The sequence below is a fragment of the Aquibium sp. ELW1220 genome, from assembly GCF_030398385.1.
Classification (GTDB): domain Bacteria; phylum Pseudomonadota; class Alphaproteobacteria; order Rhizobiales; family Rhizobiaceae; genus Aquibium.
In genome coordinates this window covers 118,953-144,619 of the sequence record NZ_JAOAOQ010000004.1, presented here as the reverse complement: position 1 = coordinate 144,619, position 25,667 = coordinate 118,953, and the positions used below count along the sequence as shown (strand labels likewise).

Here is a 25,667-nt window from a genome sequence, read left to right as displayed (position 1 = left end):
CCGTATCGCACGACGACGAATGAGCGCCCGCGCCTGACCGGCGCCGACTCTTTGCGTCCGCCGCAGCCGCGGCATCCTTCCCGACGATACGGACGAGTTTCATGCACGAGATCAGCTATCTGGCCGAGACGGCCGCGCACGACCATGAGATCGAGGAGATCAACGCCGAGGCTTTCGGGCCCGGGCGTTTCGCCCGCGCGGCCTACAAGATCCGCGAGGGTGGTCCGCACGAGCGGGCGCTGTCCTTCGTTGCCACGCATGAGGGGCGCGTCGTCGCCACCGTGCGGCTGACGCGCATTGCGGCGGGGGAAGGGCGTTCGCTGCTGCTCGGCCCGCTGGCCGTCCGGCCGTCGCACAAGGACCTCGGCATCGGACGCAAGCTGGTGCGGATCGCGCTCGAGGCGGCGCGGGATGCCGGCTGGGCGTCCGTCATCCTCGTCGGCGACGAGCCCTATTACGGTCCGCTCGGTTTCCGGCAGGTGCCGATCGGCCAGATCACCATGCCGCGCCCGGTGGATTATCGCAGGCTGCTGGTCCACGAGATCGAGCCCGGTGCGCTGGCGGCGCTGACCGGCGAGATGCGGCACGCCGATTTCGTCGCGGATGCGCCGTCAGGCGCGAAGGAGCGCGTCGCGGCAACTGCGTGAAGCGAAGGGCTCAACGCCCCTCGCGCCACCACATCGAGCCGAGCGCCAGAAGCAGCAGGCCGAGCCCGAGGAAGCCGCCGAACAGCGGCACGCGGTTGACCGATCGAAGCACCGAATCGTCCGTCGTGCGCAAGCCGATCCAGTCGCTGCCCGACGTGGCGCCGCTCGCGCGAACAGGCACGATGCCGGGCATCGACAGGCCGCCGGCAATGCCTTCCAGCCGCCGTACGCTGCCGCCGGTGGCCTCGGCCAACGGTGCGAGCACCTCGGTCGTGGAGATGGTCTCGGCGAATTCCGGCGCGTTCACCGGTCCGACATGGGCGAGCGTGGCGAGATCGCCGTTGGCCACCTGATAGAGGCCGATGTCCTCCACGGTCGTGCTTGCGGTGAAAATGCCGGGGCTCTCGGCCTGGAGCGGCACGTCGACGCGCTCGCCGGCCGGGGTGATGACGCTCGCTACGCCCGGGTCGTCGCTCATCGACTGGCGGCGGATGTCGAGCGTCATGCCGCGCCCGGAAGCCGTCAGCCGCTCCTCCTCGAGTTCAGGCTCCTTCATGAGCCAGTGGGCGATGCGCCGGTAGAGCGAGACGTGCGGGCCGCCGCCCTCGAAGCCGCGCGCCCACAGCCATCCCTGGTCGGACAGGAACATCCCGACGCGGCCTTCGCCCTTGCGGTTGAGGATGAGCAGCGGCTGGTCGTTCGGCCCGTCCATGACCACCTGGCCCTCGGGGCGGTCGATGCCGATCAGGCGGAACCAGCGGCTCCAGGCCGGCGGTTCCTGGCCCGAGCCTTCCAGACCGCGCGTCACCGGATGGCGCTCGCCGGTCTCGGTCAGGCGCGGGAAGAAGCCCTGCTCGATCACCTGGCCCGTCGGCAGGCCCGGCAGCGCCGCCATCAGGGGCGTGCGCGAGATCGACTGCGCGCCGGCATATTCGGGACCCGCCGCGACCAGCAGCGCGCCGCCGTTTTCAACGTATTCGGCGATGTAGTCGTAATAGAGGATCGGCAGAACGTCGCGGTGCTGATAGCGGTCGAAGATGATCAGGTCGAAATCGTTGATCTTCTCGACGAAGAGCTCGCGGGTCGGAAAGGCGATCAGCGACAGGTCGTTGATCGGCGTGCCGTCCTGCTTTTCCGGCGGCCGCAGGATGGTGAAGTGGACCAGATCGACCGCGGCATCAGACTTCAGAAGATTGCGCCATGTGCGCTCGCCGGCATGCGGTTCGCCCGACACGAGCAGCACGCGCAGGTTCTCGCGGATGCCGTCCACCAGGGCGATGGCGCGGTTGTTGGTCTCGGTGATCTCGCCGTCGAGACGGTCGATCGACAGTTCGACGATGTTGCGCCCGGCGCCGGGCACGATGATCTCCAGCGACATCTCCTCGCCGACGATCGCCGTTTCCACGGCGACCTGCTCGCCGTTGACGCTGACGCGGACGTCAACCGCGTCCTGGCCGCCCGCGGTGTCGGTGATGCGGTAGGTCATGGCGAGCGGCCGGTCGACGATGCCGAAGCGCGGCGCGTTCTCGAAACGAACGCGCCGGTCGCGCTCGTCCTCCGACCCCGTGATCAGCGCATGGAGAGGCGCGTTCGACCCCTCCAGCCGTTCCGGCACGTCGTGCACCTGGCCGTCGGTGACCAGGATCGCTCCGGCCACGCGCGACTGCGGCACGTCGCGCAGCACGCCGTCCAGTGCGCCGAAGAGGCGCGTCTCGGTGCGGTCCTCGCTGTCGCTTGCGCGACCGGCATCGACGACGCGCACGTCGAATTGCGGGAATCGAGCCAGCCTGGCCTTCAGATCCTCGACGGCGGCGTCGGTGATGGCGGCGCGGTCGCCGATCTCCTGGCTCTGGCTGCGGTCGGCGACGATGGCAACGACGCTCTGCAACTGGTCGCGTTCCTCGTCGAGCAGGACGGGGTTGAGGAGCGCCAGCGCCAGCGCGGCCATCGCGGCGGCACGGAACGGCGCGCCCCGCTGGCGCAGCACGAGGCCCGCCAGCGCGAGCAGGGCGAGCGGCACGAGGACGACGCCGAGCCAGGCCCAGTCGAGCAACGGCTCGAAGGCGATGGACCAGTTCATGTCGGCCTCCCGGCTGCGGCGGTGAACATCATCATTGTCCGAGCCTCTCGAGCAGGATCGGCACGTGCACCTGATCGGATTTGTAGTTGCCGGTGAGCATGTACATCATGATGTTGACGCCCGACCGCAGCGCGTAGACGCGCTGCATCGGATCGGCCGGCACGGTCGGCAGCAGCGGGTCGCCGCTGGCGTCGATCGCCCAGGCGCCGGCGAAGTCGTTGGCCGTGATCATGATCGGCGAGACGCCGTCGCCCGTCCGCACCGGGCGCTCCTCGACGTTCGACGCATCCAGCGACGCTTCCACCCAGAGCGGGCTGCCATTGTAGCGGCCGGGGAAGTTCTGGAGGATGTAGAAGGACTTGGTCAGCACATGGTCGTCAGGCACCGGCTCCAGCGGCGGCACGTTGAGGCCGGCGACGATGTCGCGCAGACGCTGCGTCGCCGGACTGGCCGACCCTGAGAGGCCGATGCCGGTGGAGAACTGGTCGCGGGTGTCGAAGAGCACCGTTCCGCCCTGCTGCATGTAGGCGTCGACGCGCGCGATGGCGGCCTGGCTCGGCATCGCCGAGGTCTCGTCGATCGGCCAGTAGATCAACGGGTAGAACGAGAGCTCGTCGGTCTCGACGTCGATGCCGGCAGGTTGCCCCGGTTCCAGCGCCGTCTTCTCGATCAGGAAGCGGGTGAGGCCGGACAGTCCGGCGCGGCTGACCGCGTCGACCGACGAATCGCCCGTCAACACATAGGCAATGCGGGTCTTCGACACCGCGTCGACCGCGTCGACGTCGTTCATGCCGCCCTGGGGCACGCCATCCTGAGCGAGCGCGTGGCCGGGCGCCAGCACGACGAGGCCGAGCGCGGCGAGCGCCAGCAGCCCGGCCGCGGCGCTGCCAGCCGCACGACGTCCCATCCGGCCGCCGCGCCGAAAGATACCGCCCATCCAGAACACCGCGAGGGTGTCGAGCACCATCAGCGCCAGCGCCAGCGCGACGAGAAGGCCTTTCAGGTCGCGGGACTCATCGGCGGCATAGGCGAATTCGGAAACCGGCAGCGACGTTTCTGGACGTTCGATCGGGCTCAGCACCGCGTCCGCGGGGAGAAGGTTGTGGGCAACCACGCCCTCGTCGGTGCCGTAGAGACCGGGCGGATTGGCGATCGTGACGCCGCGGCTGGCACCGGCGCCGACGAGCAGTGGCTCGGCGTCCGCCGGCGGCGGCACGAGCGCGCCATTCGCGGCAATCATGCGATAGGGGGCCAGAGACTGCTCGCCGGAGCGGCCCGACGCGTCGATCACGCCCTGATTGCGCGACAGTTGCACGACGCGGCGCAGCATCTCCACGAAGCTGCCCGAAATCGGCAGGTTCGACCAGGTCGCCTCGGGCGTCACGTGGAAGAGCACCAGCGTCCCGTCGCCGCGGCGGGCACCGGTCACCAGCGGGGTGCCGTCGGCGAGGCTCGCCCATGTGTGCTCGAAGAGGTCGGGCGTCGGCTCGGCCAGCACCTGCCGCGCGACGGAGACCTCGCGGGGCGGCGTCAGGTCGGAGAAGGGGCCGCTCGCCGGGAACTCCGCCACGGCCTGCGGCTCGGTCCACGACAAGGAGCCGCCCAGGGAGCGTTCGCCCAGGCGCAGCCGCACCGGCAGGAGCTCGGGATCGTTCTCGGCCGCGGCCAGTCGAGATCCGGCGAAGCGGACGAGAGTCCCGCCCTCGTTCAACCAGTCGATCAGCGCGTCGCGGGCATTGTCCGGCAGGGTGCCGACATCGGCCATCACGATCATCGCCGGCTTCTGCTCGAGGATCTGCGGGATCGCTTCGGCAAGGTCCGGCGTCGATGGCTCGACGAGGTCGGCGAAGGGCTGAAGCGCGCGGCGGATGTAGTACAGCGGCGACAGCAGCGGTTGCGCCTGGTCGGCTTCCGACTGCGAGATCAGCCCGACGCGGCGGCGCCTGGAGTTCTCGTCGAGCACGCGCACGGCTGCGGCCTGGTTTTCGCCGTCGAGGCGGATGGCGGCGAAGTCGTTGCGCAGTTCGAAGGGGACACGGATCTCGCCGACGGCCGTCGTCTCACCCAGGCCGAAGGTGAAGACGGTGTCGGCGATGCGACGGCCGCGATCGTCGAAGGCCCCTGCCGTCAGCTGTCGCGGCGCGGTATCGCCGGCCGGACGCACCGCCGTGGCGAGGAAGGCGTCGGGCTGGTTGTCGACGGCCGTAAGGCCCGCCATCGTCAGGCGCTCCGGTTCGATCCAGACGAGTCGGCCGGCGTTTTCTGCGAGCAGGGCGGAGAACGCGGCCTGGTCACCCGCGGTGGCGAGGCCATCTGTCAGCACTGCCACCGTCGTGCCCGGCGCCGTCTCGAGCGCCGCCGCCACACGGCCATAGACGCTGGCACGGTCCGCCGGCACGGGGCGAGGCTCGGCCGCGCGCAGCCGGTCGACGGCCTGCTCGGCGTCGAACGGTCCGATCTCGGCGTTGGGCTTGTCCGCCGTGAAGGCGAGGATGACCGGGGCCTCCGAGGCGCCGGCATCGGCAATCAGGCGCTCGGCAGTCGCGACCCGCAGATCCCAGTCGTCGGCGGTCGCCCAGCCATTGTCCATGACGATCGCCACCGCGCCGCCACCGGTTTCCAGCCGCTCGCGCGGATTGAACACCGGATCGGCCAGAGCGAAGATGACCAGCGCCGCCATCATGAGCCGCAACAGCGTCAGCCACCAAGGGCTCTGGTGCGGCGTCTCCTCGGGCTTGAGCACGCGCATCAGGATGCGCAGCGGCGGAAACACTTCCGTCTGCGGCTTCGGCGGGGTGAGGCGCAGCAGCCACCAGATCACCGGAAGCGCGAGCAGACCGAACAGGACGAGCGGCTGGCCGAAGGCGAGGAAGTTCATCGCGCGCCTCCGTTTCCGATTCCGCCCGACATTGCCATGTGAAGGCGGACCAGCGCATCCGAGGCGAGGCGGTCGGTGTGGTTGACCGTATAGCTCCAGCCGAGCCTTGTGCTCCAGGAGATCAGCGCCTCGCGCCTGGCGACGTAGAGGCGGCGATATTCCTGCGACAGGGTCTCGGCGCGGCCGGCCGTGTATTTCTGCTGCGTCTCGGGATCGACGAATTCGGTGCGCCCCGAATAGGGGAAAGTCTCCTCGGCCGGATCGGCGATCTCGACCAGGTGCACGCGCACGCCATGCCTTGCCAGCACGTCCAGCCATTCCATCGTCTCCTCGACAGGGTCGAGGAAGTCGCTCGCCACCACGAGGTCGGAGAAGCGGCGGATGGCCAGGAGATCGGGGCGGGCGGGCACGTCGGCGGCCTGGGCGAGCACTGCCGCCAGCCGTTCGGCGCCGTTGCGGGCCGTGAAGGGATCGGAGAGGCCGGGCCAGGCGATGCGCTCGCCGCTGCGCGACAGAAGCTCGGCCATGGCCAGCACCAGAACCAGCGCACGCGATTCCTTCGACACGCTGGCAGAGGCCGACTTGTAGAGCATCGAGGGCGAGGGATCGGCCCAGAGCCAGACGGTATGGGCGGCTTCCCATTCGCGGTCGCGCACGAAGGTATGCTGGTCGTCGCGGGCCGAGCGGCGCCAGTCGATGCGCGACACGGCCTCGCCTTCGACATAGGGGCGGAACTGCCAGAAGTTCTCGCCGACGCCCCGGCGCCGCCGTCCGTGCCAGCCGGAGATCACGGTGTTGGCGATGCGGCGCGCGTCGACCAGCAGATCAGGGACCAGAGACGCCCGCAACCGTCCGCGCGCCAGCGCATCGCGAGTCGTGACCGGGGCCGTCTGCTCGCCGACACGGGCCATCAGGCGGATGCTTTCACCAGCCGGGCTATCACGTCGCGCACGTTCATGCCTTCGGCGCGGGCGGCAAAGGTCAGCGCCATGCGGTGCTGCAGGACAGGCTCGGCGAGGGCGTGCACGTCGTCGACGGACGGAGCCAGCCGGCCGTCATAAAGGGCGCGGGCGCGGGCGCAGAGCGTCAGCGCCTGGCTGGCGCGCGGTCCGGGGCCCCAGGCGACGTGCTTGTCGGTATCCGGATTGCCGTTGCCCGGGCGCGCCGAGCGCACCAGAGTCAGGATCGCCTCGACCACGCTCTCCGGCACCGGCATGCGCCGGACCAGCGCCTGGATCGCCCGCAGCCGCTCGGCAGACAGCACGTTCTCGGCGCGGCTGTCGGCCATGCCCGTGGTCTCGAGCAGGATGCGGCGCTCGGCCTCCAGTTCGGGGTAGAGAATGTCGACCTGCATCAGGAAGCGGTCGAGCTGCGCCTCGGGCAGAGGATAGGTGCCCTCCTGCTCCAGCGGGTTCTGGGTGGCAAGCACGTGGAACGGGGCGGGCAGGTCGTGCCGGGCACCGGCGATCGTCACGTGATACTCCTGCATCGCCTGCAGCAGTGCCGACTGCGTGCGCGGGCTGGCGCGGTTGATCTCGTCGGCCATCAGCAGCTGGGCGAAGATCGGGCCTGGCAGGAAGCGGAAGAAGCGCTTGCCAGCCTCGTCCTGCTCCATCACCTCGGAACCGAGGATGTCGGAGGGCATCAGGTCGGGCGTGAACTGGATGCGGCGGGCGTCGAGGCCGAGCACGGTGCCGAGCGTCTCGACGAGCTTCGTCTTGGCGAGCCCGGGAACGCCGACCAGAAGGGCATGGCCGCCGGCCAGGATCGCCACCATGGTGCGCTCGACCACCATCTCCTGACCGAAGATGACCTTGCCGACGCCTGCGCGGATCCGCGCGAGGTCCGCCAGGGCGGCTTCGGCCTCGGCGATCATGTCCGCGTCACTGATCGCCTTGTCTTTCGCCATAACGCCCATGCGTGTTTCCCTCTGTTTGCCGCGAACCCAGCGCCAGCCTCGTCGTTCCCTCGATCCGCGCCTTTTCGGCATCTCAGGCAATCGAACTTAAATCAGCCCCGCAGGCTGACAAGCGAAACGGGAGTGACTATTTCGTGACCATGGCCGACCCCGACAACAATTCCAAGAGCGACTCCGATCACACCCCCATCCACGGCGGTGAAGGCGGCGGTTTGAAGGCGGCGGCCGATCCGGCCGGACTGGCGGCGCTGGTTTCGCGCGCAGCACGGGCGGGCAAGGGCCTGCCGCCGGTCGAACGCTGGAACCCGGACTTCTGCGGCGACCTCGACATGGAGATCCGCGCCGACGGCACCTGGTTCTACATGGGAACGCCGATCGGGCGGCCGGCGCTCGTTCAGCTGTTCTCGACCGTGCTGCGCAAGGACGAGGATGGCAGGACCTATCTCGTCACCCCGGTCGAGCGCGTCGGCATCCGGGTCGCGGATGCGCATTTCGTCGCGGTCGAGGCGGACGTCGCGGGTGAAGGGGATGCGCAGGTGATGACCTTTCGCACCAATGTCGGCGACGTCGTGGAGGCCGGTCCCGACCATCCGATCCGCTTCGTCGACGAGCCGGACACCGGAGGGCTGAAGCCCTATCTCCTGGTGCGCGGCCGTTTGGAGGCGCTGGTGGCGCGTCCGGTGATGTATGAACTCGTCGAGCATGGCGAGGAGATCGAAGTCGACGGGCGGATGATGTTCGCCATCCGCTCGAAGGGCGCGGTCTTCCCGATCATGCCGGCCGCCGACCTGGAGAGGTTGAGCCGCTGACCATGGACGCCTCGCTGGCCCCATCCTTCTCCGCAGAGGACTTTCGCCGCCGCGCGGCGCGCGAGCAGGCGCCGCATGCGGTCGAATTCGGCGACCACGTGCTCAATCCGACGATCGCGCACCTGATCCGCCCGACGCTGCTGCGGGACGCGGCGGTGCTGGTGCCGGTGGTCGACCGCGGCTTGGACGCGACGCTGCTGCTCACCAAGCGCACCGAGAAACTGCGCAGCCATTCCGGCCAGATCGCCTTCCCCGGCGGGCGGATCGATCCGGAGGACGAGACGCCGGTCCACGCCGCGCTGCGCGAGGCGGAAGAGGAAATCGGCCTCGACGCCTCCTTCATCGACGTCGTCGGGCGCATGCCGGACTATGTGACCGGCAGCGGCTACCGGATTGCGCCGGTGCTTGCCGTCGTGCGGCCGGGCTTTTTGCTCACCATCAATGCCGACGAGGTGGACGACGCTTTCGAAGTGCCGCTCTCCTTCCTCATGGACCCGGTGAACCATCGCCGCGAAAGCCGGGTCTGGCAGGACCAGGAGCGCTTTTTCTACACCATGCCGCATGGCGAACGGTACATCTGGGGCGTCACCGCCGGCATCATCCGCACGCTCTGGGAGAGACTTTACGCGTGAGCACCGTCTCGATTGCCGACCGCGCCTCCTGGCTGAAGGACGAGTCGCTGCAGCGGCTGCTCTCCGTGCTGTCCGATGGCGGCGAGGAGGCGCGGATCGCCGGCGGCGCGGTGCGCAACGCGCTGCTCGGCGAAGACGCGGGCGACATCGACATCGCCACGACGACGCTGCCGGACGACACGATCGCGCGGGCCGAGAGGGCAGGGTTCAAGGCTGTCCCGACCGGCTACGAGCACGGCACGATCACGGTGGTGGCGGCGGGCATCCCGCACGAGGTGACGACGCTCCGGGCCGACGTCGAGACCGACGGGCGCCGCGCCAAGGTCCGCTACGGTCGCGACTGGAAACAGGACGCCGAGCGGCGCGACTTCACCATCAACGCGCTCTACTCGACGGCGAACGGCACGGTGATCGACCTCGTCGGCGGGCTGGCCGACATCGAAACCCGCACGCTGCGCTTCATTGGCGATCCGGAAGACCGGATTCGCGAGGACTATCTGCGCATCCTGCGCTTCTTCCGCTTCTTCGCGCGATACGGCGCCGGCCGGCCCGATGCGGCCGGTCTGAAGGCCTGCGCCCGGCTGAAGGAGGGGCTCGACGGCCTGTCGGCGGAACGGGTGTGGATGGAGCTGAAGAAGCTGCTGTCGGCCGCCGATCCATCGCGGGCGCTCCTTTGGATGCGGCAGTCCGGCGTTCTGACCCGCGTCCTGCCCGAAAGCGAGAAATGGGGCATCGACGCCGTTCACGGTCTCATCGCCGCCGAACGCGACCTCGGCTGGCCGCCGGACCCGCTGCTGCGGCTGGCCAGCATGGTGCCGCCGGACCCGGTGCGGGTCGGGGCGCTGGCGCTGCGGCTGAGGGCGGCCAATGCCGAACGCGACCGGCTCACCGCCTGGGCGGCTGCGCCGTCGATCGCGCCGGCGATGGGGGAAGGCGACCTGGCCAGGCTCGCCTACCGGGCCGGCCGCGAAGGCATAGCCGACCGGGTGACGCTCGCGCTCGCCGGTGCTCGCGCACGGGCCGCTGCCGACGACAAGGCGATGCTGGAAGCCGGCGGCTATTTCCGCCTCCGGCGCTTCCTCGCCGGCTGGACGCCGCCGAAGTTCCCGCTGGCGGGGGCGGACCTGATCGCCATCGGCGTGCCGGCCGGGCCGAAGATGGGCAATCTGCTGCGCGACCTCGAGGAGGCGTGGGTGGACGCGGGTTTCACCCCCGATCACGCCGGATTGCTCGAAAAGGCGGAAAGCCTGAAGAACCAGTATCTTTGAGCGAAATTTTAGGAGATCGAGTCAGCAAGCAGTGATGGCCCTGCGGGTACGCATGCCCGGATGCATTGGTGCGCTATCGTTCGCCGGGCAAGGTGAGGGGTTCCCGCCACGCCGAAGTAAATGCCGCACCCGGCACCGCACACGTGCAAAGCAGCTAATCCGGCTGAGCCGCAAAGCCCGGCCGGAGCCTCGCTCCCGCCGGGTTCGCACAAGGCGTGTTTGCCCTTATGCGGCGTCGCGCCGCTTCTCGATGCGCGAGCGGATCGCGTCGATCATCGTCTCACGGATGACCGTCTCGCCATGGTCGATGCGCATGTGCTCGACTGCACGGCGCATGATCTCGGCCTCTTCCTCGTGTCGGGTGTGCCAGTCGCAGCCGGGAACCAGCGTTCCGCAGTGGAATTCCTTCATGATTTCCTCCTGTGGTTTGTCGTCGTTTACGGCAGCATCCTAACACAGGACGCGGCGTTTTGTTGCGTCGACTTGTGGCCCTGACGGCTGCGGCGCTGCAGGATCAGCCGTCCCGCAGATAGTCTATCCCCAGATAGTGAGCAGCAGCATCCAGTCGCCGGTCACGGGTCCATAGCAAGGTGCCAGGCAACAGAAGGCAGGAAGCGACAAGGTGCAAGTCGACGTATCCGATCCCCAAGCTGAAAAGTCTCCGCTCTTCGAGGAGGAACAGAACCTCTTCGTGGTCGGCAAGGGGTGCTTGCGGAAGCGATGACAGGCTTTCGAGGACGAACTGACGATCACGCAGGCTTCCGAGCGCGATCTCTCCGACGACGAATGGGTGACAGAGAGTCTCGCTGTTGTCCAGAAGTCGGCTGAGCCTCGGCAGTTCCTGCCTGATGTGATCGACCCAAATGACGGAATCCACGAGGATCATTCTGCCGCGGGACGCCGCCGGTCCGGGATCTCCAGATCGGGCTGGCTTCCTCCGAGCTTGACCAGGCGCCTCGCGGCCTCACGTTCGACAAGCGCTTTCAGGGCTGCCTCGATAAGCGCCGATCTTTCCTTGATGCCGCTGAAACGCTGCGCCTGTTCGAGCAGCACATCATCCAGGGTGACTGTAGTGCGCACCGGCGCCTCCTGTCGTTCCGCATCAGAAATAGCATCGATTGATGCCGGTTTCCATGCCTACGGCCACTTCACCATCGGCGGCATCGACGACAGGATCGACTTGACGTTGCCTCCGGTCTTCAGCCCGAAGGTGGTGCCGCGGTCGTAGAGCAGGTTGTACTCGACATAGCGGCCGCGGCGGACGAGCTGTTCGTCGCGGTCCTCTTCGGTCCAGGCTTCGTTGAAGTTGCGCCGCACGAGCGCGGGGTAGATCGTGGCGAAGCTCTCGCCGACGTCGCGGGTGAAGGCGAAGTCTCCCTCCCAGCCGCCGGCCTCGGGCTTCGAGTGCAGCCAGTCATAGAAGATGCCGCCGATGCCGCGCGCCTCGTTTCTGTGCGGCAGGTAGAAGTAATCGTCGCACCAGGCCTTCAGCTTCGGATAGTCGGCGACGGCCTGATGGCGTGCGCAGGCGGCCTCCATGGCGGTATGGAAATCGACCGTGTCGGGATCGTCCTGGGTGCGGCGGCGGTCGAGCACGGGGGTGAGGTCGGCACCGCCGCCGAACCACTGCCGCGCGGTCACCACCATGCGCGTGTTCATGTGCACGGCCGGAACATTGGGGTTCCAGGGATGCGCGATCAGCGAGATGCCCGAGGCCCAGAAGGCCGGGTTCTCCTCGCCGCCCGGCATCTTCTTGCGGAATTCGGCCGAGAACTCGCCATGCACGGTCGACGTGTGCACGCCGACCTTCTCGAAGACGCGGCCATGCATCATCGACATGGTGCCGCCGCCGCCCTTGCCCTCGTCGCGCTGCCAGGGCGTGCGCTCGAAACGGCCCGGCGCCTTGTCCGCCATCGGGCCAGTGAGGTCGTCCTCCAGCCGCTCGAACTCGGCGCAGATGCGGTCGCGCAGGCTCTCGAACCAGGCGCGCGCCGTGGCCTTCTTGCCTTCGATGTCGTCGGGCATGTCTGCCGGGATGTCGGGTCGTTGCATGGAGCCCCTCCGCTTGGCGTCCTGGTCGCTGTCATGCCGAGATAAGGCCAAGCCAGCCATCGCCGCAAGCCGGACGCTTCGACGCCGGCGGATCCTGCCAAGCGACCGGGGAGAGCGGCGAATCAGAAATGACTCGCAATCGGTGCCGCAGGGTCCTAGATTTTTTCCTGATCAAGCGAGGAGAGGTTCTGTGCGCACGCCGCCCCGACCGCCGCTCGACGGCCTGAAGAAGCGGCTCGACCGCCACCGTTCCGGCGATTCGGCCCGACTGCCGCGCGACGGCTTCGTCCGCGAGACCTACGCCCTGCCGCGCACGGCCGCCCGCGACAAGGCGCGCGAATGGTTCGACCGCTGGCCCAAGCAGGCCTACTGGACCGCCATCGAAAGCTGGTGCGAGAGGCCCGAAGATGTCATCGAGTTCACGATGCGCCGGCTGCCGACGGCGGATTGACGCCTTCCGTCTGCCGCAACGCCTCCCCCACTGCCATCGCCGCCGCCAGCGCCAGGCTGAGGCTGCGGCCGCCGCCGGGCATCGGGATCAGCAGGCGTTCGTCGGACGCGTCATGCACGTGATCGGGGGCACCGGCGCTTTCGCGGCCGAACAGCAGCACGTCGCCCGGGCGGTAGGCAAAGCGCGTGTAGGGCAGGGTGGCCCTGGTCGAGAACAGCAGCAGGCGACGGCCTTCGGCGCGGCGCCAGGCCTCGAAGGCCGCCCAGTCGTCGTGGCGGGCGAGTGCCGCCATCTCCAGATAGTCCATGCCGGCGCGCTTCAGCGTGCGGTCAGACAGGTCGAAGCCTGCCGGGCCGATCACGTCGACGGCAATCCCCAGGCACGCGCCGAGCCGCAGGATCGACCCCGTATTGCCGGGAATGTCGGGCTGGAACAGCGCGATGCGGATGTCGTCTGGCACGGCTGCCTCCTCGATGTTGTAGATGGGCAACAAACCGGGCTTGCGCGACCCGGATGCGATCCACCGGGTAGCCAAGCCGCGCGAAGCGGTCTATAGGCTTATCGATCGTCAACCCCAACCGAGGAGGCAGGAATGGACGTCATCATGTATCCATCTTCATTCTGCCTGCGCCACGCGCGCCCGCTCTGACGGCGGCTTCGGACCCGACGAACGCTCTTCCAGACTGACGTCATCGCCCGAATCCCGCCGGACCATCGTTCCGTCGCTCCCGGATTTCGTGTCATGTCTGCCCTTCTGCGCCATCGCCGGCTCGGCCGGTCATTCCCCGATTTCACGCCCGCCGCCTCATCGGGGGCGGCGTGGCCGGACCTCCTGCTGACACCGCTCTGGCGGGAACCTGTTGCACATCGGCTTGTCTCGGGCCGCAGTTCCTCCATCTTCTGGCCGGCCAGCGCAGATGTGACGGCCGGTCTCGCATCGCGATTCCGCTCTCGTCGGCAAGCCCCTGTTTCGAAAGACGAATGCCATGTTCCGCTGGTTTGAGACCCGACTCGATCCGTTCCCGGCCGAAGAGCCGCAGGAGCCGCCGAAGACGCTGGTGGCCTTCTGCCTGCACTACACGAAGGGTTCCTGGCGCTGGCTGGTGCCGTCGGCGATCCTGATGTCGATGATTGCCATCACCGAAGTGTGGATGTTCTCCTTCGTCGGCAGCATCGTCGACTGGCTGGCCGTGCGCGACCGGGAAACCTTCCTGCGCGACGAGGGGACGACGCTCGCCGTCATGGCGGGCCTCTTGCTCGTCGGCCTGCCGCTGATGGTCTGGTTCCATTCGCTGATCAACCAGCAGGTGCTGATGGGCAACTATCCGATGCGCATCCGCTGGCAGGTGCACCGCTATCTGCTCAAGCAGTCGATGACCTTCTACCAGGACGAGTTCGCAGGACGCATCGCCACCAAGCTGATGCAGACGGCGCTCGCCGTACGCGAATGCGTCATCAAGCTGATCGACGTGATGAACTACGTCGTGGTCTACTTCCTCGGCGTGCTGATCATCGTCGGCTCGGCCGACTGGCGGCTGGCTGCGCCGATCGCGGGATGGCTGGTCTGCTACGTGCTCCTGATGCGCTACTACGTGCCCCGCATGGGCGAGGTGGCCGAGAAGCAGGCCGACGCGCGCTCGATGATGACCGGGCGCGTGGTCGACAGCTACACCAACATCCAGACGGTGAAGCTGTTCTCGCATGCCCGCCGCGAGGCCGGCTTCGCGCGCGACGGCATGCGCGGGTTCCTGGACACGGTCTATGCACAGATGCGGCTGGTGACCGGCCTCTACGGCATGCTCTACATGCTGAATTCGGTCTGCCTGTTCCTCGTCGGCGCCGTGGGCATCTGGCTCTGGCTCGAGGATGCGGTGTCGGTGGGCGCGATCGCGGTGGCGCTGGCGCTGGTGCTGCGCCTGTGGGGCATGTCGCAGTGGATCATGTGGGAACTGTCGGCGCTGTTCGAGAACATCGGCACCGTGCAGGACGGCATCAACTCGATCTCGATGCCGCGCCTCGTGGAAGACAGGCCGGGCGCCAAGGACATCGTCGTCAAGCGCGGCGAGATCCGTTTCGACGACGTGCGCTTTCACTACGGCAAGCAGAAAGGCGTCATCGAGAAGCTGGCCTTCACAATCCGGCCGGGCGAAAAAGTCGGCCTCGTCGGCCGCTCGGGCGCCGGCAAGTCGACGCTGGTCAACCTGCTGCTGCGCTTCTACGACATCGAGAGCGGCCGCATCCTGATTGACGGGCAAGATATCTCGACGGTCACCCAGGACAGCCTGCGCGCCAGTATCGGCATGGTGACGCAGGACACCTCGCTGCTGCATCGCTCGGTTCGCGACAACATCCTCTACGGTCGCCCCGACGCGACCGAGGAGATGATGCTGGAGGCCGCGCGCAGGGCGGAGGCGGTGGATTTCGTCGCGACACTCGGCGATCCCAAGGGCCGCAGGGGCTTCGACGCTCATGTCGGCGAGCGGGGCGTGAAGCTGTCCGGCGGCCAGCGCCAGCGCATCGCGATCGCGCGGGTGATGCTGAAGGACGCGCCGATCCTGATCCTCGACGAGGCGACCTCCGCCCTCGATTCGGAGGTCGAGGTGGCGATCCAGGAGAACCTTTACCGCCTGATGGAGGGCAAGACGGTGATCGCGATCGCACACCGCCTGTCGACCATCGCCGCGATGGACCGCCTCATCGTGCTCGACAAGGGCGAGGTGATCGAGGAGGGCACGCATGAGGAACTCATCGTGCGCGGTGGTCTTTACGCCCAGTTGTGGCAGCATCAGTCGGGCGGCTTCCTCGACGTCGGCGAGGCGCAGGCGGCCGAGTGACGGCTACCGAGGCCGTGGCCGACGTGGCCACCGCGCCCGATCTCCAAGAAAGGCGACATGACGACGATCAGCGACGACGACGGCGAGGCGGCGGGCCTCCGGGAAAGGTTCTGGCGGCGCGTGGAAGGGGTCCTCGATCCCTTCCACGACACCGACCGCGAAGTGCTGCCCAAGGACGCGTGGAGCTTCATCCTCTACTTCGCGCGGCAGGCGAGGGGACCCTTCGTGCTGCTTCTGATCATGGGCGGGCTCGTCGGCGCGGTCGACGCCGCGCTCTACTGGTCGATCGGCTGGCTCGTCGACCTGCTGGACCGGTCCGACCCGGCGCAACTGGTGGCCCAGCACTGGCCGGAACTCCTCGCGCTGGTGCTCCTCGTCTTCGTCGTGCGCTCGGCGGTCCTGATCGGCTCGGCGCTCGTCGAGCAGCAGATCATCGTGCCGGGCTTCTTCTCCATGGTGCGCTGGCAGGCGTTCCGGCGGGTCATCGACCAGCCCTACGAGTTCTACCAGAACGATTTCGCCGGCCGCATCGCCCAGAAGATCATGCAGGGCGGCGAGGCCGTGGGCGACTTCATCGTTTCGGTGCTGCAGTCGATCTGGTCCTTCGTGACCTTCCTCTTCCTGGCGGCGGCGCTGCTCGCGGCACTCGACCCGCTGATGGGCGTGGTGCTGCTCGTCTGGTGCGCCGGCTACGGCCTCATCATCCGCTACCTCCTGCCAGAACTCCGCAAGGCAGGCCGCGCGACGGCCGACCAGCGCTCGATCTTTTCGGGCCGCATGGTCGATTCCTTCACCAACATCATGGCGGTGAAGCTCTTCGATTCGGGGCGCCGCGAGCACGCCTTCGTACGAGAGGGGCTGTCGAACTACTACCGCGCCGTGACGCGGCTGACCCGCAACATCACCAGCGTGCGCGCCGCCGTGAACCTCCTCAACGGTGCCATGATGGCAGCCATCGGCGCGCTCGCGGTGATCGGCTGGACGGAAGGGTCGATCTCGACAGGCGCGGTGGCGGCCGCACTCGGCCTCGTGTTCCGGCTCAACAACATGTCGAGCTGGATGATGTTCAACATCAACGGCCTGATCCGCTCCTACGCGACCGTGCAGGACGCCACCGGCACCCTCTCGGTGGAGCCGGCGATCCGCGACAGGCCGGGTGCGGTGGCGGCACCACGCGCTTCGGGTGACATCCGCTTCGAGAACGTCACCTTCCACTACGGACGAGGCGAAGGCGTCATCGCCGATCTCGACCTGCACATCCGGCCTGGCGAGCGCGTTGCCCTGATCGGACCTTCGGGGGCCGGAAAGACCACGATCGTCAACCTCCTGCTGAGACTGTTCGACGTCGAGCAGGGCCGCATCCTGCTCGACGGGGTCGACATCCGCACGCTCACCCAGGCCTCGCTCAGGGCGCAGTTCGGCGTTGTGAGCCAGGAGCCGATGCTGATGCACCGCTCGATCCGCGAGAACATCGCCTACGGCCTTCCCGCCGCCAGCGAGGACGAGATCGCGGAAGCCGCGCGCAAGGCGGCAGCGCTGGATTTCATCGCCGACGTGCGCGATCCGAAGGGGCGCAAGGGGTTCTCGGCCTATGTCGGCGAGCGCGGCGTGAAGCTGTCGGGCGGCCAGAGGCAGCGCATCGCGATCGCGCGGATGATGCTGAAGAACGCGCCGGTGCTCATCCTCGACGAGGCGACCTCCGCACTCGATTCGGAGGTCGAGGCGGCGATCCAGGACAATCTCGGCCGGATGATGGAGGGCCGCACGGTGATCGCCGTGGCGCATCGTCTCTCGACGATCGCCGCGCTCGACCGCCTGATCGTTCTCGACCGTGGCCGCGTGGTCGAAGAAGGGTCGCATGCCGACCTGCTCACCCGCGACGGGCTCTATGCCCAGCTCTGGAAGCGGCAGTCCGGCGGTTTCCTGCCCGGCAGCCTTGCGGCGGAGTGACGATCCTTGTCGCTGCGACCGCCCGATCTGAAAGCCCAGGACAGCTTTCTCGATCCGCTCGGCGTCGAGATCATGGGCGAGAAGGCGTCGTCGCTTGGAAGGGCGGGCGAGAAGGTTGAGAAGACGATCGCCGCACTCGCGGCCCATGCCGGCGACGAGGCTGAACGCAGGCGTCTCGTCGCGCAGGCGGCGGACGCGGTCTACGGCTATTTCATCCAGCGCGAACTGTGCGGAATCCGTCGCCACCACGACGTGATCGCCGACTACCGGATCCCGCGCGAAGTGCTTTCCAGGCTAGGCGCACGCTGATCCCCCGCGCCATATCGGGCGTCCAGGACCGGGCTGCGGATCGCTCCCTTTCCCGCCGCTGTGAAATGCCCGCGACAAACTGCCCACCTCCATGGCTATCATATGGACAAGATAAGGCATCGCGCCTAGAAACCACGCCAATCGCCGGGGGATTCCTGCCGGTCGCGTAGCCATGGTTGCGCGATCTGGCGCCCGACCTAGGGATGCGGAAGCCCGCGCCGGCGAAGAGTGGCGAGAGGAATAGGGCCCGTGAGCGCACACGACACCACTGAACCCAATCGCAGGGATTTCCTGTACGTCGCGACGGGGACCGCTGCGGTCGTCGGCGCGGCCGGCGTCGCCTGGCCGTTCATCGACCAGATGCGCCCGGATGCCTCCACGCTCGCGCTGGCGACCATCGAGGTCGACGTCTCCGCGATCGAAGAGGGCATGTCGATTACCGCCAAGTGGCGCGGCAAGCCGATCTTCATCCGCAACCGGACGGCGCAGGAACTCGAGGAAGCACGCGGCACGCCGCTTTCCGATCTCAAGGATCCGATAGCCCGCAACGACAACCTGCCAGGCGACGCACCGGCCACCAGCGAGGATCGCTCGGGCGGCGAAGGGCGCGAGAACTGGATCGTGATGATCGGCTCCTGCACCCATCTCGGCTGTGTGCCGCTCGGCCAGGCCGGTGACTTCGGCGGCTGGTTCTGTCCCTGCCACGGTTCGCACTACGACACGGCCGGGCGCATCCGAAAAGGTCCGGCGCCGACGAACCTTCCGATCCCGACCTTTTCCTTCATTTCCGATACGACCATTCGGATCGGCTGAGTCACAGGGGAGCGAACAACATGGCCGGTGGACATTCGACCTACACGCCCTCCTCGGGTATCGGACGCTGGGTGGACAAGCGCCTGCCGCTGCCCCGGCTGGTGTATGACAGCTTCGTGGCGTACCCGGTGCCGCGCAATCTCAACTACGCCTACACGTTCGGCGGCATCCTCTCGATCATGCTGGTCTTGCAGATCCTGACCGGCGTGGTGCTCGCCATGCACTACGCGGCCAGCACCGAGCTCGCCTTCGCATCCGTCGAGAAGATCATGCGCGACGTGAACTCCGGCTGGCTGCTGCGCTACCTGCACGCCAACGGCGCGTCCTTCTTCTTCATCGCCGTCTACATCCACATCTTCCGCGGGCTCTACTACGGCTCCTACAAGGCGCCGCGCGAGCTCCTGTGGATCCTCGGCTGCATCATCTACCTTCTGATGATGGCCACCGCCTTCATGGGCTACGTGCTGCCCTGGGGCCAGATGTCCTTCTGGGGCGCCACCGTCATCACCGGCTTCTTCACCGCCATCCCGCTGGTCGGCGAGTGGATCCAGCAGCTGCTGCTCGGCGGCTTTGCCGTCGACAATCCGACGCTGAACCGTTTCTATTCGCTGCACTACCTGCTGCCGTTCATGATCGCGGGCGTCGTGGTGCTGCATGTGTGGGCCCTGCACGTGACGGGCCAGACCAACCCGACCGGCATCGAGGTGAAGTCGAAGACCGACACCGTCGCCTTCACGCCCTACGCGACCATCAAGGATGGCTTCGCCATGGTCGTGTTCCTGGCCGTGTTCGCCTACTTCGTCTTCTACATCCCCAATTTCCTGGGCCACCCGGACAACTACACCGTCGCCAATTCGCTGAAGACGCCGGCGCACATCGTGCCTGAGTGGTACTTCCTGCCCTTCTACGCGATCCTGCGCGCCGTCACCTTCAACATCGGACCGATCGACTCCAAGCTCGGCGGCGTGCTCGCCATGTTCGGAGCCATCGCGGTGCTGTTCGTGGTGCCGTGGCTCGACACGTCGAAGGTGCGGTCGGCGGTCTACCGCCCCTGGTACAAGCTGTTCTTCTGGCTCTTCGTGATCAACGCCATCTTCCTCGGCTGGCTCGGCTCGCGGCCTGCCGAAGGCTGGTACATCCCGGCCATGCAGCTTTCGTCGCTCTACTACTTCGGCTTCTTCATCGTCATCATGCCGCTGCTGGGCCTGATCGAGACGCCGCGCCGCCTGCCGAACTCGATCACCGAGGCCGTGCTCGCCAAGACCAAGGGCAGTGCAACGGTGACGCCGCATGGCGCTGCTGCTGCCCCCGAGAAGCGCGCCTGAGCCGACCTTGGAATCTGAAAGGACTTTTCGAATGAAGACGATTCTGAGCGGTCTGGCGGCGGTGGGCCTTATGTTCTCGGCAGCGGTCGCCACTGCTGCCGAAGAGGGCGGCCACAACGCCGCAGAGCCCACGCACTTCCCGATCCTGAAGCCGCAGGAGATGGACTGGTCCTTCGCCGGTCCGTTCGGAACCTACGACAAGGGTCAGCTGCAGCGCGGCTTCAAGGTCTATCGCGAGGTCTGCTCGGCCTGCCACTCGATGAGCCTCGTCGCGTTCCGGACGCTCGAGGGACTGGGTTATTCGGACGCCCAGGTGCGGGCCATCGCTGCCGAGTACACGGTGACCGACGGTCCGAACGCGGACGGCGACATGTTCGAGCGGCCGGCGCTGCCGTCGGACCATTTCCCGTCGCCGTTCCCCAACGAGGCGGCTGCGGCTGCGTCGAACGGCGGTGCGGCGCCTCCGGATTTCTCGCTCATCGCCAAGGCGCGGGCGGTGGAACGCGGCTTCCCGACCTTCGTCTTCGATGTCTTCACGCAGTATGCCGAATCGGGCCCCGATTACATCCACGCGCTTCTGACCGGTTACGAGATGGAGCCGCCGGAGGGCATGGAGATCGCGGAAGGCACCTACTACAATCCGTATTTCATCGCCGGGAAGTCGCTCGCCATGGCGCAGCCGATCTCCGATGGCCAGGTGACCTACGAGGACGGCTCGCCCGAGACGATCGACCAGTATTCGCGCGACGTCTCGGCGTTCCTGATGTGGGCGGCCGAGCCGCACATGGAGGACCGCAAGAAGACCGGCTTCCGGGTGATGATCTTCCTGCTGATCTTCGCCGGCCTGGTCTATCTCACCAAGCGCAAGGTCTGGACCGAAGTGGCGCACTGAGCGCTGCCGGCCAGGGAACGAACGATGAAGGGGGCGTCCTGCAGGGCGCCCTTTTCGGCATTCCGGGGGTGCCGGTGAGCCCATTGCGCGCGGTTTCGCTCGTCAGTCCGCCGGTATCGCCTTCAGCGGGTCCATCCAGGGCACGCCGAGCGGCTCGAAATGGCGGCCGTTCGCGGTGAGCACGACGAGATGGTGGACCTTCGCCGTCGCGGCGATCGCGATGTCGGCATAGCCGCTGGCGAAGGCGCGCGAGCGGTCGATCATCGCCCCTGTCCTTGCATTGCCAAGTCCTGTACCAAGGCGGGCCGGCGCGATTCCACCGGAAGGCGCGCCTCCCGACCGACAGACCGACGAGCCGAGCGCACCCATGAACCCCACCCTCCAGGACACGCTGCTGTCGGCGATCCGCACGATCCCCGACTACCCGAAGCCCGGTATCCTGTTTCGCGACATCACCACGCTGCTCGGCGATGCGCGGGCCTTCCGGCGGGCGGTGGACGAACTGGTGCATCCCTATGCCGGGACCAAGATCGACAAGATCGCCGGCATCGAGGCGCGCGGCTTCATTCTCGGCGGTGCGATCGCGCACCAGCTGTCGGCCGGTTTCATCCCGATCCGCAAGAAGGGCAAGCTGCCGCACGACACGGTGCGGGTGGCCTATAGCCTCGAATATGGCGTCGACGAGATGGAGATGCACCGGGATGCGGTGAAGCCGGGCGAGAGGGTTATGCTCGTGGACGACCTGATCGCCACGGGTGGGACCGCGGACGGCGCCTGCCGGCTTCTCACCCAGATGGGCGCCGACATCGTTGCGGCCTGCTTCGTCATCGACCTGCCCGATCTCGGCGGTCGCGCAAAGCTCGAGGCGCTGGGCGTCGACGTGCGCACGCTGATCGCCTTCGAAGGGCACTAGAACGGCGGGAGCCATGCGGCCGCGGCACACCGGCGGGAATGGGGCGTCAATTATAAGTTGTTGACCGCTCTGCATTTTCCGGCGGTCCCATCCTCCGGTTCCGCGCAATCCTTACCCTCGGTTAACGATTGGCAGCTAGTCTCGGCGAGCAATGCCAAGAGATGCCCGATGATCCCGCAGCCGTCCCTCCTTGGTGCCCGCGAACACAGAAGGCGTGTGCTCAAGGGCGCGACTATCCTGCTCGGCATGAAGCACTCGGAAATCAGCTGCACGATCCGCAACATGCACGAGCATGGTGCCGAAATCCGGCTGCCGCCTTCGACGGTGGTGCCCGAAACGTTCCTTCTCTATGTCCCCACCGACGGGATCGGCTATCGCGCCAGCCTGCGCTGGCGGATCGGCGACCGGATCGGCGTGCAGTTCCTGGGCACGGAGCCGAAACCCAGCTGGCACTACGGAATGTAGCGCAGGCGGGACTGCCGGGTCAGCCGGTCTTCATCAGCACCATCGTCGAGAAGCGCATCACCACCGTCCCGTCCTGGTCCAGGGCCTCGTTCTCCATGGTCATCATCCGCCAGCCGGGACGCGAGGCGAGAGGGCGGTGGCCGAGCGCCTTGCGGGTGAAGGTGATCGTGTCGCCGACATAGACGGGCTTCAGCCATTTCAGTTCGCGGATGCCGGCAGCCGGGCCGAACTCGATAGCCTCGCCAAAGGCTTTCGACCGTTCCACGATGGCTGGCATGGCGGCTGCGTTGTATTTCATCCAGGTGGAGATCGTGTGCCAGCCGGACGCGCAGAGGCGTTTGAAGACGCTGGACCTGGCCGCCTCCTCGTCGAGATGGAAGCGTTGCGGGTCGAACTTCGCGGCGAAGGCCTTGATCTCGTCGGCGCCGAAGGTGTGGCTGCCGAGCACGATCGTCTCGCCGATGGCCAGTCTCTGGTCGAGGCTCATGCGGCCGCTCCGGGGTTGCGCAGCAGAAACATGCCGGTGTTTGCCATCTCGCAGACGAGTTCGCCGCGCTGGTTGAACAGATCATGCCGGACGGAGACGAAGCCGAGACCTGGCCGGGAGGACGACACGCGCCGCGAGAGCACCGTCGTGCGGCCGCTCAGCGTGTCGCCGGCGAGCAGCGGCCGCCGGAAGTTCAGGTAATCGACGCCGGGCGAGCCCTGAGACGTGGAGTCCAGCAGATAGGCGTCGCACATCATGCGCATGAAGATGCCGGCGGTGAACAGGCCCGACGCCGCGAGACCGCCGAGGATGCTGGCCTTTCCCGCTTCCTCGTCGAGATGCATCGGTTGCGGATCGAATTCGGCGGCGAATTCGATCATCTCCGGTGCCTCCACCCTGCGGGGGCCGAGATCGATGATCCTGCCGACCTCGAAATCCTCATAGGCCCATGTCTTGTCCGTCATCCGGGTCACCTTGTTCAAAGCCGAACGGTTTTTCGCCGGTTTCCGCAGCGAGCGCAAGCGCCGCCCGCACCTGCGGAGGATCGTCGCAGCGGGCTTTCGCCCGGGCGCGATGCGCGCGACAATGCGGGCAGCAGGACGGCGGCGGCAGAGCGGGGGACCATGGACGATCACATCGACGATCTCGTCGCGGCGCTCGACCCGTCCGCCGCAGAACACCTCTCGCGGCTGCCGAGGACGACGGTCGGGGAGGGGACGGTGCTGTTTCGCCCGGGCGACGAGGCGAAGGGATTTGTCCTGGTCAAGTCCGGACGCGTCGCGGTCTACCTGACGGGGCGGTCGGGCCGCGAGATCCTGCTCTACACGGTCGAGGCCGGGGAGACCTGCATCCAGACGACGCTCGGCATGCTGGGCGGCCAGCACTATACGGGGGAAGCAATCGCAGAGACGCCGGTAACCATGGCGATCGTGCCGCGCGGCCTGTTCATGAACCTGATGGAAAGCTCGAAGGCCTTCCGGCGCTTCGTCTTCCGCGCCTTCGCCGAACGCATGGGCGACGTGACGCGCGTGCTCGAACAGGTCGCCTTCGTGCGGATCGAGGAGCGGCTGGCGGGGCTGCTGCTCGAGCGGGCCGATGCCTCCGGCGTCGCGCACCTGACCCACCAGCAGATCGCCACCGCCATCGGTTCGGCTCGCGAGGTGGTCTCGCGGCGGCTCGAGGCGCTGGCGGCGAAAGGCTTCGTCGACCTCGATCGCGGCCAGATCAGGATCACGGACCGGGGACGCCTGGCTGCGTTGGTCGGCGGATGATGCGTTCCATTAGCCCGGGCGGACCGCCCGGAGTGCCAGCACATTGCAGTCTTCCGAATGTGACGACGTCACCGACCGGACGCTCGTGAAAGACCATACAGGCGCCATTGACGGGTGGCGCACCTTGGCGGCCATCCTGGATCAAGGAAGGGACTTACATGTTCAAGATCAATGAAGGCACGATCGACCGGGCGCTGCGCGTCGTGGCGGGCCTCGTGCTGCTGTCGCTCTTCTTCCTCTACCCCGATGCGTCCTGGCGCTACTGGAGCCTGATCGGCCTCGTACCGATCGCCACCGGCCTGATGGGCTGGTGTCCGCTCTACACGGTGCTCGGCCTCTCGACCTGCCCGGTCAAGCGGACCTGAGGCGTCTGCAGCGACCATCGCCAGGCCCGCCTCCGGGCGGGCCTGGTCAATGGTGCGCCATGCCGAAGATGAAATAGGCGGGAACCGCGGCGTAGAGCACGAGCGCCAGGGCAAGGAGCGCCCGAAGGCGGCGCGAGCGGTAGCGCCGGAAGAGGACGACGATCAGCAGGATGCCGAGCGCGGCCTCGAAGAGGCCGAACCAGGTCCCGCCGTGGGCCGGATCCCAGTAGGACAGCGGCGAACGGAACCGCCACTCGGTCAATGGCCAGAACTGCATGTGGGCATCGTCGCGGTGGACGAGGAAATCGATCGCCGAATGCAGGAGCGCGGAGGCCGAGACGGCGAAGAGCAGCGGCGCGGATCGCGTCAGGCGGCCGGCCGGAGGCGCGGGATCGTTGCGTCCGGTGGCCGACGCGGGCTGCGCCGCGAAGCGGTCCGACCAGGGCCGGGGAAGTAGGGTAAGCGACACGGCGACCAGTCCGCCCCAGAGCACGAAGGAATGGCCGATCGCATTGGCGATCTGCCACCAGTTCTCCCAGTAGAGCCGCTCGAAAATCTCGCGCATCGGGTAGCCGACCATGCGCAGCCCGGCGACGATGAGGTACATCGGGACGTCGGGAGCGATGCCGCCGGCAACCGCCGCCCAGGCGAGCCTCGGCATCGGCCGGCCGAACAGGGCGGCGCCCATCAGCATGTGGGTCTGCGTGTTCATGCCCCAGACATCGCACGCGGCGGGAACCGGCGGAAGCGGGGCGGCGCGCACCCTCGCGATCGTGATCGGGCCGGACCTGCGGGACCGGGGGGACGGAGGCCGTCGGCCCCGGGACGGCGCGGAAACGGCCGTTCTTCCGGCGGGCGCGGTCCCCGCTACGGACGCACCATCGTGAGACGCTCCGGGGTCTCGCCCGCGAGACGGAACCCCTCGCGCTCGTAGAAGCGGCGGGCGGGGTTGGTGGTGAGCACGGTGAGCATCACCGGCAGCCCGGCGGCCTCGGCCTCGGCGATCGCCACGCCGAGGGCCCAGGCGCCCAGGCCACGGTTCTGGCAGTCGGGCGATACATAGAGCTTCTGGACGCGCAGATGCCCTGCCTCCGGTCCTGTCACGAGCACGCCAGCGTCCTGTCCGTCCATCAGGATGACGCGCATGCCCGCCGGATCGAAGCTCTCGACGGTCGCCGAGGGGCGCCACTCGCCCCACAGCGCCACCGCGTAGGCGCGCATGCAGGCTTCCTCGAGATCCACGAAGAAGGCCGCGTCGGCTCGGGTGGCCGGGCGAAGGGACGGGGACTGGATCGGCAAGGGCGCCTC

At 67.5% G+C, this 25,667-nt stretch carries 29 protein-coding genes; 15 read left to right on the top strand and 14 right to left on the bottom strand.

Features of this window, described 5'->3' with window-relative positions; translation table 11 throughout:
* The first annotated feature begins 101 nt into the window (after positions 1-101).
* On the top strand, positions 102-647 hold the full coding sequence (locus tag N1F91_RS05395) for an N-acetyltransferase (protein ID WP_289990719.1): 546 nt from the start codon (positions 102-104) through the stop codon (positions 645-647).
* Between the two features lie 10 nt (positions 648-657).
* On the opposite strand, the gene N1F91_RS05390 is transcribed toward N1F91_RS05395, so the two are convergent.
* From N1F91_RS05390 to N1F91_RS05375, 4 genes are read right to left on the bottom strand one after another with little or no spacing between them, the layout of a single operon-like run.
* Positions 658-2,727, bottom strand: a complete 2,070-nt coding sequence (locus N1F91_RS05390) for a hypothetical protein (protein WP_289990718.1) — start codon at positions 2,725-2,727, stop codon at positions 658-660.
* A gap of 31 nt (positions 2,728-2,758) precedes the next feature.
* Positions 2,759-5,605 (bottom strand): DUF4159 domain-containing protein, encoded by a 2,847-nt coding sequence (locus N1F91_RS05385; protein ID WP_289990717.1) that lies wholly within the window; start codon positions 5,603-5,605, stop codon positions 2,759-2,761.
* Entirely contained in the window at positions 5,602-6,516 is a 915-nt protein-coding gene (locus N1F91_RS05380; RefSeq protein WP_289990716.1) for a DUF58 domain-containing protein, read from the bottom strand. Before N1F91_RS05380 ends, N1F91_RS05385 begins: the two co-directional genes overlap by 4 nt.
* Positions 6,516-7,523, bottom strand: coding sequence for a MoxR family ATPase (locus N1F91_RS05375; RefSeq protein ID WP_289990715.1), 1,008 nt, complete (start codon positions 7,521-7,523; stop codon positions 6,516-6,518). Before N1F91_RS05375 ends, N1F91_RS05380 begins: the two co-directional genes overlap by 1 nt.
* A 140-nt stretch (positions 7,524-7,663) precedes the next feature.
* Between N1F91_RS05375 and N1F91_RS05370 the strand changes: the two genes are divergently transcribed.
* Genes N1F91_RS05370 through N1F91_RS05360 form a run of 3 tightly spaced genes read left to right on the top strand, consistent with a single transcriptional unit; the run spans position 7,664 to position 10,232 of the window.
* On the top strand, positions 7,664-8,332 hold the full coding sequence (locus tag N1F91_RS05370; RefSeq protein WP_289990844.1) for a DUF1285 domain-containing protein: 669 nt from the start codon (positions 7,664-7,666) through the stop codon (positions 8,330-8,332).
* A 2-nt stretch (positions 8,333-8,334) separates the two neighbouring features.
* On the top strand, positions 8,335-8,964 hold the full coding sequence (locus N1F91_RS05365) for a CoA pyrophosphatase (RefSeq protein WP_289990714.1): 630 nt from the start codon (positions 8,335-8,337) through the stop codon (positions 8,962-8,964).
* Entirely contained in the window at positions 8,961-10,232 is a 1,272-nt protein-coding gene (locus N1F91_RS05360) for a CCA tRNA nucleotidyltransferase (protein WP_289990713.1), read from the top strand. Before N1F91_RS05365 ends, N1F91_RS05360 begins: the two co-directional genes overlap by 4 nt.
* Before the next feature lie 225 nt (positions 10,233-10,457).
* Here N1F91_RS05360 and N1F91_RS05355 read toward each other — a convergent pair whose 3' ends face one another.
* The 4 genes from N1F91_RS05355 to hemF form a co-directional block, all read right to left on the bottom strand.
* Positions 10,458-10,643: a DUF1059 domain-containing protein gene (locus tag N1F91_RS05355; protein ID WP_289990712.1), complete on the bottom strand. Its 186-nt coding sequence runs from the start codon at positions 10,641-10,643 to the stop codon at positions 10,458-10,460.
* Between the two features lie 103 nt (positions 10,644-10,746).
* Complete coding sequence (locus N1F91_RS05350) at positions 10,747-11,118, bottom strand: VapC toxin family PIN domain ribonuclease (protein ID WP_289990711.1); 372 nt, start codon at positions 11,116-11,118, stop codon at positions 10,747-10,749.
* The gene (locus tag N1F91_RS05345) at positions 11,115-11,312 is read right to left on the bottom strand and encodes a type II toxin-antitoxin system VapB family antitoxin (RefSeq protein WP_289990710.1); all 198 of its coding nucleotides are present in this window, start codon (positions 11,310-11,312) and stop codon (positions 11,115-11,117) included. Before N1F91_RS05345 ends, N1F91_RS05350 begins: the two co-directional genes overlap by 4 nt.
* A 57-nt stretch (positions 11,313-11,369) precedes the next feature.
* Positions 11,370-12,284, bottom strand: a complete 915-nt coding sequence (gene hemF / locus N1F91_RS05340; RefSeq protein ID WP_289990709.1) for an oxygen-dependent coproporphyrinogen oxidase — start codon at positions 12,282-12,284, stop codon at positions 11,370-11,372.
* 190 nt (positions 12,285-12,474) lie between these two features.
* Here hemF and N1F91_RS05335 point away from each other — a divergent pair, with 190 nt between their 5' ends.
* Positions 12,475-12,735: a hypothetical protein gene (locus N1F91_RS05335; protein WP_289990708.1), complete on the top strand. Its 261-nt coding sequence runs from the start codon at positions 12,475-12,477 to the stop codon at positions 12,733-12,735.
* Here N1F91_RS05335 and N1F91_RS05330 read toward each other — a convergent pair.
* Positions 12,704-13,195, bottom strand: a complete 492-nt coding sequence (locus N1F91_RS05330; RefSeq protein ID WP_289990707.1) for a TrmH family RNA methyltransferase — start codon at positions 13,193-13,195, stop codon at positions 12,704-12,706. The genes N1F91_RS05335 and N1F91_RS05330 overlap by 32 nt on opposite strands.
* A gap of 526 nt (positions 13,196-13,721) precedes the next feature.
* Here N1F91_RS05330 and N1F91_RS05325 point away from each other — a divergent pair.
* The 6 genes from N1F91_RS05325 to N1F91_RS05300 all read left to right on the top strand — a co-directional run bounded on the left by N1F91_RS05325 (position 13,722) and on the right by N1F91_RS05300 (position 20,858).
* Entirely contained in the window at positions 13,722-15,569 is a 1,848-nt protein-coding gene (locus N1F91_RS05325) for an ABC transporter ATP-binding protein (protein WP_289990706.1), read from the top strand.
* A 57-nt stretch (positions 15,570-15,626) separates the two neighbouring features.
* Complete coding sequence (locus N1F91_RS05320; RefSeq protein ID WP_289990705.1) at positions 15,627-17,519, top strand: ABC transporter ATP-binding protein; 1,893 nt, start codon at positions 15,627-15,629, stop codon at positions 17,517-17,519.
* 6 nt (positions 17,520-17,525) lie between these two features.
* The gene (locus N1F91_RS05315) at positions 17,526-17,828 is read left to right on the top strand and encodes a DUF6665 family protein (RefSeq protein WP_289990704.1); all 303 of its coding nucleotides are present in this window, start codon (positions 17,526-17,528) and stop codon (positions 17,826-17,828) included.
* A 249-nt stretch (positions 17,829-18,077) separates the two neighbouring features.
* Positions 18,078-18,641 (top strand): ubiquinol-cytochrome c reductase iron-sulfur subunit, encoded by a 564-nt coding sequence (gene petA / locus N1F91_RS05310; protein ID WP_289990703.1) that lies wholly within the window; start codon positions 18,078-18,080, stop codon positions 18,639-18,641.
* Between the two features lie 20 nt (positions 18,642-18,661).
* The gene (locus N1F91_RS05305) at positions 18,662-19,966 is read left to right on the top strand and encodes a cytochrome b N-terminal domain-containing protein (RefSeq protein ID WP_289990702.1); all 1,305 of its coding nucleotides are present in this window, start codon (positions 18,662-18,664) and stop codon (positions 19,964-19,966) included.
* 31 nt (positions 19,967-19,997) lie between these two features.
* Entirely contained in the window at positions 19,998-20,858 is an 861-nt protein-coding gene (locus N1F91_RS05300) for a cytochrome c1 (RefSeq protein WP_289990701.1), read from the top strand.
* Positions 20,859-20,960: 102 nt separating this feature from the next.
* Here the strand turns inward: N1F91_RS05300 and N1F91_RS05295 are convergent, their stop codons facing one another.
* Positions 20,961-21,122, bottom strand: coding sequence for a hypothetical protein (locus N1F91_RS05295; RefSeq protein WP_289990700.1), 162 nt, complete (start codon positions 21,120-21,122; stop codon positions 20,961-20,963).
* 103 nt (positions 21,123-21,225) lie between these two features.
* Here N1F91_RS05295 and N1F91_RS05290 point away from each other — a divergent pair, with 103 nt between their 5' ends.
* Together N1F91_RS05290 and N1F91_RS05285 are read left to right on the top strand one after the other, a co-directional pair.
* Entirely contained in the window at positions 21,226-21,771 is a 546-nt protein-coding gene (locus N1F91_RS05290; RefSeq protein WP_289990699.1) for an adenine phosphoribosyltransferase, read from the top strand.
* A gap of 168 nt (positions 21,772-21,939) precedes the next feature.
* Positions 21,940-22,236, top strand: coding sequence for a PilZ domain-containing protein (locus N1F91_RS05285; protein ID WP_289990698.1), 297 nt, complete (start codon positions 21,940-21,942; stop codon positions 22,234-22,236).
* Positions 22,237-22,255: 19 nt separating this feature from the next.
* Here N1F91_RS05285 and N1F91_RS05280 read toward each other — a convergent pair whose 3' ends face one another.
* Together N1F91_RS05280 and N1F91_RS05275 are read right to left on the bottom strand one after the other, a co-directional pair.
* Entirely contained in the window at positions 22,256-22,723 is a 468-nt protein-coding gene (locus tag N1F91_RS05280; protein WP_289990697.1) for a MaoC family dehydratase, read from the bottom strand.
* Positions 22,720-23,187 carry a MaoC family dehydratase gene (locus N1F91_RS05275; protein WP_289990696.1) on the bottom strand — a complete coding sequence of 156 codons (468 nt, stop codon included), beginning with the start codon at positions 23,185-23,187 and terminating at the stop codon, positions 22,720-22,722. Before N1F91_RS05275 ends, N1F91_RS05280 begins: the two co-directional genes overlap by 4 nt.
* A gap of 159 nt (positions 23,188-23,346) precedes the next feature.
* Between N1F91_RS05275 and N1F91_RS05270 the strand changes: the two genes are divergently transcribed.
* Together N1F91_RS05270 and N1F91_RS05265 are read left to right on the top strand one after the other, a co-directional pair.
* On the top strand, positions 23,347-23,994 hold the full coding sequence (locus N1F91_RS05270) for a Crp/Fnr family transcriptional regulator (protein ID WP_289990695.1): 648 nt from the start codon (positions 23,347-23,349) through the stop codon (positions 23,992-23,994).
* A gap of 158 nt (positions 23,995-24,152) precedes the next feature.
* Positions 24,153-24,359: a DUF2892 domain-containing protein gene (locus N1F91_RS05265; protein WP_289990694.1), complete on the top strand. Its 207-nt coding sequence runs from the start codon at positions 24,153-24,155 to the stop codon at positions 24,357-24,359.
* Positions 24,360-24,405: 46 nt separating this feature from the next.
* On the opposite strand, the gene N1F91_RS05260 is transcribed toward N1F91_RS05265, so the two are convergent.
* Together N1F91_RS05260 and N1F91_RS05255 are read right to left on the bottom strand one after the other, a co-directional pair.
* Positions 24,406-25,071, bottom strand: coding sequence for a hypothetical protein (locus N1F91_RS05260; protein ID WP_289990693.1), 666 nt, complete (start codon positions 25,069-25,071; stop codon positions 24,406-24,408).
* A gap of 155 nt (positions 25,072-25,226) precedes the next feature.
* Complete coding sequence (locus N1F91_RS05255) at positions 25,227-25,658, bottom strand: GNAT family N-acetyltransferase (protein WP_289990692.1); 432 nt, start codon at positions 25,656-25,658, stop codon at positions 25,227-25,229.
* Positions 25,659-25,667: the final 9 nt, after the last annotated feature.

Excerpts from the sequence above, each read along its gene's own strand:
- N1F91_RS05395 (WP_289990719.1), top strand. The coding sequence starts at position 102 with ATGCACGAGATCAGCTATCTGGCCGAGACGGCCGCGCACGACCATGAG.
- N1F91_RS05390 (WP_289990718.1), bottom strand. The coding sequence starts at position 2,727 with ATGAACTGGTCCATCGCCTTCGAGCCGTTGCTCGACTGGGCCTGGCTC.
- N1F91_RS05385 (WP_289990717.1), bottom strand. The coding sequence starts at position 5,605 with ATGAACTTCCTCGCCTTCGGCCAGCCGCTCGTCCTGTTCGGTCTGCTC.
- N1F91_RS05380 (WP_289990716.1), bottom strand. The coding sequence starts at position 6,516 with ATGGCCCGTGTCGGCGAGCAGACGGCCCCGGTCACGACTCGCGATGCG.
- N1F91_RS05375 (WP_289990715.1), bottom strand. The coding sequence starts at position 7,523 with ATGGGCGTTATGGCGAAAGACAAGGCGATCAGTGACGCGGACATGATC.
- N1F91_RS05370 (WP_289990844.1), top strand. The coding sequence starts at position 7,664 with ATGGCCGACCCCGACAACAATTCCAAGAGCGACTCCGATCACACCCCC.
- N1F91_RS05365 (WP_289990714.1), top strand. The coding sequence starts at position 8,335 with ATGGACGCCTCGCTGGCCCCATCCTTCTCCGCAGAGGACTTTCGCCGC.
- N1F91_RS05355 (WP_289990712.1), bottom strand. The coding sequence starts at position 10,643 with ATGAAGGAATTCCACTGCGGAACGCTGGTTCCCGGCTGCGACTGGCAC.
- N1F91_RS05350 (WP_289990711.1), bottom strand. The coding sequence starts at position 11,118 with ATGATCCTCGTGGATTCCGTCATTTGGGTCGATCACATCAGGCAGGAA.
- hemF (WP_289990709.1), bottom strand. The coding sequence starts at position 12,284 with ATGCAACGACCCGACATCCCGGCAGACATGCCCGACGACATCGAAGGC.
- N1F91_RS05325 (WP_289990706.1), top strand. The coding sequence starts at position 13,722 with ATGTTCCGCTGGTTTGAGACCCGACTCGATCCGTTCCCGGCCGAAGAG.
- N1F91_RS05320 (WP_289990705.1), top strand. The coding sequence starts at position 15,627 with ATGACGACGATCAGCGACGACGACGGCGAGGCGGCGGGCCTCCGGGAA.
- N1F91_RS05305 (WP_289990702.1), top strand. The coding sequence starts at position 18,662 with ATGGCCGGTGGACATTCGACCTACACGCCCTCCTCGGGTATCGGACGC.
- N1F91_RS05300 (WP_289990701.1), top strand. The coding sequence starts at position 19,998 with ATGAAGACGATTCTGAGCGGTCTGGCGGCGGTGGGCCTTATGTTCTCG.
- N1F91_RS05295 (WP_289990700.1), bottom strand. The coding sequence starts at position 21,122 with ATGATCGACCGCTCGCGCGCCTTCGCCAGCGGCTATGCCGACATCGCG.
- N1F91_RS05290 (WP_289990699.1), top strand. The coding sequence starts at position 21,226 with ATGAACCCCACCCTCCAGGACACGCTGCTGTCGGCGATCCGCACGATC.
- N1F91_RS05285 (WP_289990698.1), top strand. The coding sequence starts at position 21,940 with ATGATCCCGCAGCCGTCCCTCCTTGGTGCCCGCGAACACAGAAGGCGT.
- N1F91_RS05280 (WP_289990697.1), bottom strand. The coding sequence starts at position 22,723 with ATGAGCCTCGACCAGAGACTGGCCATCGGCGAGACGATCGTGCTCGGC.
- N1F91_RS05275 (WP_289990696.1), bottom strand. The coding sequence starts at position 23,187 with ATGACGGACAAGACATGGGCCTATGAGGATTTCGAGGTCGGCAGGATC.
- N1F91_RS05270 (WP_289990695.1), top strand. The coding sequence starts at position 23,347 with ATGGACGATCACATCGACGATCTCGTCGCGGCGCTCGACCCGTCCGCC.
- N1F91_RS05265 (WP_289990694.1), top strand. The coding sequence starts at position 24,153 with ATGTTCAAGATCAATGAAGGCACGATCGACCGGGCGCTGCGCGTCGTG.
- N1F91_RS05260 (WP_289990693.1), bottom strand. The coding sequence starts at position 25,071 with ATGAACACGCAGACCCACATGCTGATGGGCGCCGCCCTGTTCGGCCGG.